Annotated in this window: 5 protein-coding genes; 1 reads left to right on the top strand and 4 read right to left on the bottom strand. The window is 52.9% G+C overall.

Going from position 1 to position 6644, the window contains the following annotated elements:
* Nucleotides 1–3: 3 nt before the first annotated feature.
* Entirely contained in the window at nt 4–678 is a 675-nt protein-coding gene (locus tag AD944_RS08480; protein WP_045543475.1) for a TetR/AcrR family transcriptional regulator, read from the bottom strand.
* 390 nt (nt 679–1068) lie between these two features.
* Between AD944_RS08480 and AD944_RS08485 the strand changes: the two genes are divergently transcribed.
* Nucleotides 1069–2088, top strand: a complete 1020-nt coding sequence (locus tag AD944_RS08485; protein ID WP_045543459.1) for a bifunctional enoyl-CoA hydratase/phosphate acetyltransferase — start codon at nt 1069–1071, stop codon at nt 2086–2088.
* Here AD944_RS08485 and AD944_RS08490 read toward each other — a convergent pair.
* The 3 genes from AD944_RS08490 to AD944_RS08500 all read right to left on the bottom strand — a co-directional run bounded on the left by AD944_RS08490 (nt 2072) and on the right by AD944_RS08500 (nt 6605).
* Nucleotides 2072–3043 carry a helix-turn-helix domain-containing protein gene (locus tag AD944_RS08490; protein WP_176364748.1) on the bottom strand — a complete coding sequence of 324 codons (972 nt, stop codon included), beginning with the start codon at nt 3041–3043 and terminating at the stop codon, nt 2072–2074. The two genes, AD944_RS08485 and AD944_RS08490, sit on opposite strands and share 17 nt — an antisense overlap.
* A 149-nt stretch (nt 3044–3192) precedes the next feature.
* Complete coding sequence (locus AD944_RS08495; RefSeq protein WP_045543458.1) at nt 3193–4083, bottom strand: transporter; 891 nt, start codon at nt 4081–4083, stop codon at nt 3193–3195.
* Nucleotides 4084–4148: 65 nt separating this feature from the next.
* Nucleotides 4149–6605, bottom strand: coding sequence for a membrane-bound PQQ-dependent dehydrogenase, glucose/quinate/shikimate family (locus AD944_RS08500; RefSeq protein ID WP_045543473.1), 2457 nt, complete (start codon nt 6603–6605; stop codon nt 4149–4151).
* Nucleotides 6606–6644 lie beyond the last annotated feature (39 nt).

Here is a 6644-nt window from a genome sequence, read left to right on the forward strand (position 1 = left end):
TGTTCAGGCGGAAACAGCACTTGCTGCCCGGATACTCGCGGCGGACATGTTGGCGCTCAGCTTTGCAACATTCTGGATATCCAGAATGGGGTTATGGGCAATATAAAGCAATGCCTCCAGCCCTGTTGTCAGCACGGTAGAGGCAATGAAGTTCATGCGGTCTGGAGAAATGTGGAGCATGTTTACTGTCTGAATAAGCTTTTTTTTCAGATCATCCAGCATCTCGCTTGTTTCTGGCATAATGAACAAACGTGCACGCACATGATGCTGGTTCAGCTCAAAAAAACGCGGTGCGCCGCTAATGCTCAGTAGCTCCTGCAAGACTGCGCTTTGGCTTTTGACAAGCATTTCTTCCAGCGTGTCAGTTTCACACCGAGAATGCAGAATGGCGTTCCGGACACGTTTGATAATTTTGATCAGCAGCAGATCAAAAATAACATCTTTGGTTTTGTAATAATTATAGAAACTTCCGGGTGAAACTGCGCTGACGGAAACAATGTCTCGTATGGTGGCAGCATCAAAACCAATAGTGGAAAAAACTTTCCATGCGGCGCTTTCCAAAGCGTCCTGTTTGAAGGCTTTTGTCATTTCGCGTTTTTGAGACGCACGATAAGCCCCACGTTTCCGGGGGGCCGCTGGACTGTCCTCAGAAAGTTTATCCTGCTGTTGCCGTGCCAACGGTGTCCACACTCCTTGCTCCTTGACGATACGGTAAAGATTTCCACAAAAAGTCAAACAAGTATAGCCGCAGGCGTATGGCTTCTAGACAGAGCTCCATAAAATAAAGACATTCATGCCAAAATTATTAACCGTTCTTTCTTTGGGAAACGATATAGGACTTGATAAGTGCTCAACTGTTGCATTGAGGACCTCAGTAGATTCAGACAATGTTGGAAGAGGTGCAATACTGGATGGAGCAGAACGGGGTGGGGAAATTTGCCTCTGTCCAGAGATGTCTGGCAGCGCAGGGAGCTGCGCCAGAACAGACACGGTTTATCCTGGTAGAATATCGGCGTATCTTGACGATAGTCTATCTTCAGAACGTAACCACTTCCTGAAAGTTGAATCATGACTGATGTCTTTTCTGCAAAAAGAGTATCAAAATGCTACATTCAGGATGCTGCGGATATGACAGTGGTGTCCCGCTTTAAAAGTCATCATGTTTTTGAAAATCTGATAGAGAAAGCTGCCAAACTATCATCCCCTATACCAGTCGGTGTGGTCTGGCCCTGTGAACAGCATGCGCTTGAAGCGGCGCTGGAGGCAGGGGAACATGGCCTCATGCAGGCAGTTTTGATCGGGGATAAAGAAATTATCACTGCGTTGGCAAAAGCCTCCAATCGTGATCTTGGAAAGGCGGACATTATTGATATGCCTACACCGGAGGCTGCTGCGGCGCGGGCTGTGTCTCTGGTCAAGGAAGGTCGCCTCCGTACCTTGATGAAGGGGAGCCTGCATACGGATATCCTGATGCATTCTGTTGTGGTGCCTGAAGCAGGATTACGGACAAGCCGCCGTATCAGCCACGTTTTTTTATTGGCTCTTCCTGACTATGATGATCTGGTTTTTGTAACAGATGCGGCTATCAATATTTTTCCGGACCTGGAAGCAAAACGCGATATTGTTCAAAATGCAATTGATCTGCATATCGGGTTAGGGCTGGGAGAGCCCCGTGTTGCCCTTCTCTCTGCTGTAGAGGTTGTTAACCCTAAAATTCCCGGCACGGTGGATGCCGCCTGCTTGTGCAAGATGGCGGAGCGGAAACAGATACTGGGGGGCGTTCTGGATGGTCCTCTTGCTATGGATAATGCCATCAACAAGGAAGCCGCGCAGATCAAGGGCATTGAGTCTCCCGTAGCAGGGCGCGCCCAGATTCTTGTCTCCCCTGATCTGGAGTCAGGAAACATGCTGGCAAAAAACATGATTTTCATGTCTCATGCAGAGTCCGCAGGTGTTGTTCTTGGTGCAAAAGTGCCCATTCTGCTAACGAGCCGGGCCGATAGTGTTCAGGCGCGTCTGGTCTCCGTTGCGGTGGGGGCAGTGTATGCGGAGTATCTGGCGCGCACGGGCCTCAATGAGAAATGTTGAGTGCTTTCATTTTGCGGTAAAGGGTTGCCCGGCTTACGCCCAGGCTTTGTGCTGTGGCGCTCACATTGCCTTGGCAGGCTGCAAGAGCTGAACGGACAACACTTTCTTCCGCTTTCTGAAAACTCACAGTTCCTTCAGAATCCAGTTCGGCCAGCAGATTAGGGTGGTCCTGAATCATGTCATCAGTCCATCCCATCAGGGTGCGAGCAGCGTGGGTTGCGCCGGTTACTTCACCATCGGTGTTGATGGCAACCAACGGGGAGGAGCAGTCTTCCGCAGGGCCAAGCGTGAGAATTCTGTCTCCCTCATAGCGGGTGCGGAAAAGCTGCTCTTCAATGCGGCGCCCTGACAGCATCAGCGTTTCAGTGACAAGGGCGGCATACGGGCGGGTGGTGTTGCCGCTCAGGGCGGCAAGGTTCAGTGCGCCTGCAATTTGTCCCTGCGCGTCAAATACAGGCACCGCATAGCTGGCAAGAAGAGAGAAACAGAAGCGCCAGTGGTCGCCTTGCCCCAGAAAAACCGGGCATTTCTCTTTTATGCAGGTTCCAACGCCGTTTGTGCCTGCTGCAGCCTCGTTCCAGATGGCACCTTTCCGCAGATACAGGCGGCGGCAGACCGAAAGATGGGTTTCATCCACGCAGCGCGCCAGAATGGTGGCATCAGGATCAGCCAGCAGCACCATAAGGCCCATCCCCTGTACAAGCTTGAACAGCCTGCGCATCTCGCCCATGGCGGATTTTAACAGAACAGCGGAGCGGCCACTGATATGCAGGAATTCGGAGCTGGAAAGGACATCGGCTGTCCATCCCTGTGCCGGGTCCAGATTATAGGCTGACATACAACGTTGCCAGGATTGCTGAACATAGGGCGCATTCACGGATGTCAAAGGATAGGCAGTACGGCCAGGAAGAATATCACTTTCCGTCTCAGAGAGAGGTTTTTGTTTACCGTTCATGCAGTTACCAGCCAATTCGTTTTTTTATCCTCCTTGCTGGAGCAAAGAGACCATTTCTTGAGCTTTGACTTACCTGTTACTATATCTCCTTGCCGATTTTAAAGAAAATTCTGTGTGTGGCAGAGAACGGGTGAGGCTGAAAAGGCTTCCTACCAGAGATACACGAACTTCATATAATATGCGTTGGTTTCAGGGGTATTGCGTCCTTCCAGAGAATGAGAGTAGCGGCCGGTAAAGGAGACATGCTTCGAAATATTGAACATGATACCCGGTCCCATGGCAATTTCGCGGCTGTTTGAATTATCCAGATAGTGCCCGGATGTATTATCATATGTTCCGGTAACATTCTGCCAGTCAAATGCCAGAAAAGGTTCTATCTTTTGGGTGGCTTTCCAACTGAATCGCAGGTTGGAGTAAAATACAACGCCAGGAAAATAACTGTGTTGGCCTTTGACATGCTTGGTGGAGCCGGTAACAGTTCCTGCATCGCCATCAAAGCTGAAATGTTTCCACTCATAATCAAAGATAAAACTGGAAATGTTGGACCAGTAATTGGGGGATGTTGCATCCCGTGTGCCAACGGGTGTCTGCATGAAAGTCTGAAACCCGAACGTGCTGTGCGCATTGGGCTTGAACCACGCTGCGGGTCCTACAATGGTCGGTCCGAACCCACCATAATTTGAGCCATCTGCAAGCGTGAAGCTTTCACTTTGAATGAGCTCAAACGCAAAGCCTACGTGCGGAATGGCGTCAAAACTGCGGAAATGCACGTATTTGGTCATGCCGGACCAGGTGTGGCTGCCGCCACGGGCTTCGCGCTGGCCCACGCTGTTATACGTGTTGCCTGCTGCATTTCCGTTGCCGTACTGCACAAGAACATTGAAGGGCTTGAAATCAACAGGCAGATCGTACTCGTGCGGGCCGATAATCCCGAGCGTAATGTCTGCTGCCTGGGCTGAAGATGCATAAATCAGCGCCATGCCGGGTATGACGAAACGAAGCAGAGAGCGGAGCCGCTCCGGCTTTTCTGTCAGATGCATGAGAAGAATTTCCGTAAAAAGAAACGGGGCCCCGGCAGAAGCCGGAAGCCCCGCAATAAGTCTGCTTATTGGGCGTTGGAGCCCTGAGCACCGTCGAGCGTATAAGCTATGATGTAATCACCGCTTCTTGTCCCGAGGCCACCGTGGCCACCGGCTGCAATCAGAACGTACTGCTTGCCGCCAATCTCATAGGACATAGGTGTTGCCTGACCACCTGCGGGCAGACGGTCACGCCAGATCACCTTGCCGGTGGAAAGGTCAAAGGCGCGCAGATAGTCATCTGCTGTAGCCCCCATGAACACCACGCCACCTTTGGTTACAATATTGCCACCAATATTATACATCCCGGTAGGCAGCGGCAGGTTGTTGTGGGTCCGGAAAGGCCCCGTATCCCGCGTTGTGCCAACAGGGTGCTGCCAGACAATTTTCTTGGTTACCAGGTCAATGGCCGTCAGCGTGCCCCATACTGGCCCCTTGCAAGGAATTTGGAGCGGGTTCAGCCAAGGGTTGGTGTAAGCAATGTAAGGCGTGCCATAATCCGGGGAGACGGAAAGAGCATCTCCTTTGGCGGCAGGTTCTTCACCCTTGCCATCCCACTTCGGCAGTGTGCCGGAGTTTTCAAGCGTTGAGCGTTTTTCCAGCCGGATGCGGAACGGCAGGTAGCTTGCATTGGCGAGCAGAATCTTGCGCTGCGGGTCAATGGTAATGCCCTGCCAGTCCACCACGCCATAGAATGCAGGATAGACAATGGTTGTCTTGCCAACATGCGGCGGCGTGAACTGCCCTTCATAAGCGGACTGACGATACTCGATACGGCAGATCATCTGATCCAGCAGGGTTGCACCCCACATGTCCGTTTCTTTCAGGTCAGGCGGTGTAAGGGAAGGTATGGCCGTCGGGTAGGGCTGCGTAGGAGATACGCGGTCATCCGGGGCGATGCCTGCGGTTGGCACCGGTTTTTCTTCCACCGGGTAACCAGGTACCGGCTGGCCGGTACGGCGGTCAAGCACAAAGAATTCCCCGCGCTTGGTGCTTTGTACCAGGGCAGGGATAGTTTCCCCATTCGGTCCGGGCAGATCAACCATGGAGGGGCCAGACGGAATGTCCATATCCCACAGGTCATGATGCACGGTCTGATACGTCCAGCGGCGTTCACCGGTTTCAATATCAAGTGCAATGGTGGCGGAGGATGTGGCATCATCAAACGGACGGCGTGATCCACCCCAGTTGTCCGGCGGGGAGTTGCCGGTGGGAATGTAAACCAGGCCAAGGTTGAGATCTGCCGTATAAACACCCCACGCGTTGGGAGTATCGCGGGTCAGCACATCATCCGGGCCGGGCTTCCAGGTTTCCGGCGTGTGGCCGGCATCCCAGACCCATTCAATTTCGCCAGTGGTGGCGTTGAATGCGCGGATAGCGCCGGAGGGTTCAAAATTTGCCTGGTTATCAAAAATCCAGCCGCCGGTGATCACCCGGTTTTTAGCCACCATGGGCGGGGATGTCACAAAGTGGAAGCCCAGCGGCACATGGCCCAGATACTGGCGGAGGGAAATAAAGCCGTGGTCGCCAAAATCATCACACGGTTTGCCGGTTTCCGCGTTTACGGCCACCATGCGCACGTCTGCTACCGGGGAGTAAATCCGGTTACGGCAGCTTGTCTGGATTTCATCGGGGATGTGATAGTAGGACACCCCACGGCAAGCCAGATAGACGTTTTTGTCCAGATCCGCCGTGTTCGGCTTGGGGTCAAACTTCCACTTGATCTTGCCTGTTGCGGCATCAACGGCCATCACCCAGCTATGGGGAGTACACATATAAAGTGTGTCTCCAACCTTAATGGGGGTGAGTTCCAGATTGAACTCATGGCCTTGGTCCGGACCTGCAACAGTGCCTTCTCCGGCCTGCTGAACGTCACCTGTGCGCGTCATCCACGCCCGTTTCAGGTGGTTGACATTGGCTGGCGTGATCTGCCCAACGGGAGAATAGCGGTCCCCTCCCACAGTGCGGCCGTAAGCGCTCCAGTCTCCATCCGGTTCACCATTGGAGGCCTGGTCGCTCTGCCCCTGCGCATTCATGCGGTCAGCCGGTAAGCTGCCATTGATGGAATAGGAGGAGAAGCAGCTTGCCAGCACGACCAAGCTGGAGACGGCAACCGCACCCAGCACTTCGCGTTTATCGGTAAGCCAGCTTGCGCCGGTGCGCCATACCCACGGCAGCAGCAACCAAACGCCAAGGCCGATGAGGGTAAGAAGACGAACTTCCAAGCCCCAGATATTGAAGCCGACTTCAAAAAGGGACCAGACAGTGGCCACTAGCAGCAGGGCTGCATACAGGCGGGCTGCTAGTTTGGGGTTCTTGAAGCTACTGAAGACAATGGCAAGCAGTACACCGCCTGCCAGAATATAGAACCAGGACCCACCAAGGAAGAGCAGTTCAGCCCCTCCCAGGAACAGGAATAGTCCAATAAGAGTCAGTAAGGCTGAGGTTATTATGGAAACTAACCCCTTATTACTCTCTTGCATGGTAATCCCCCCATAAAAAGAGTGGCTTTTGAATGAGAA

The sequence above is a fragment of the Acetobacter tropicalis genome (assembly GCF_001580915.1).
In the GTDB taxonomy this organism is placed as follows: Bacteria; Pseudomonadota; Alphaproteobacteria; order Acetobacterales; family Acetobacteraceae; genus Acetobacter; species Acetobacter tropicalis.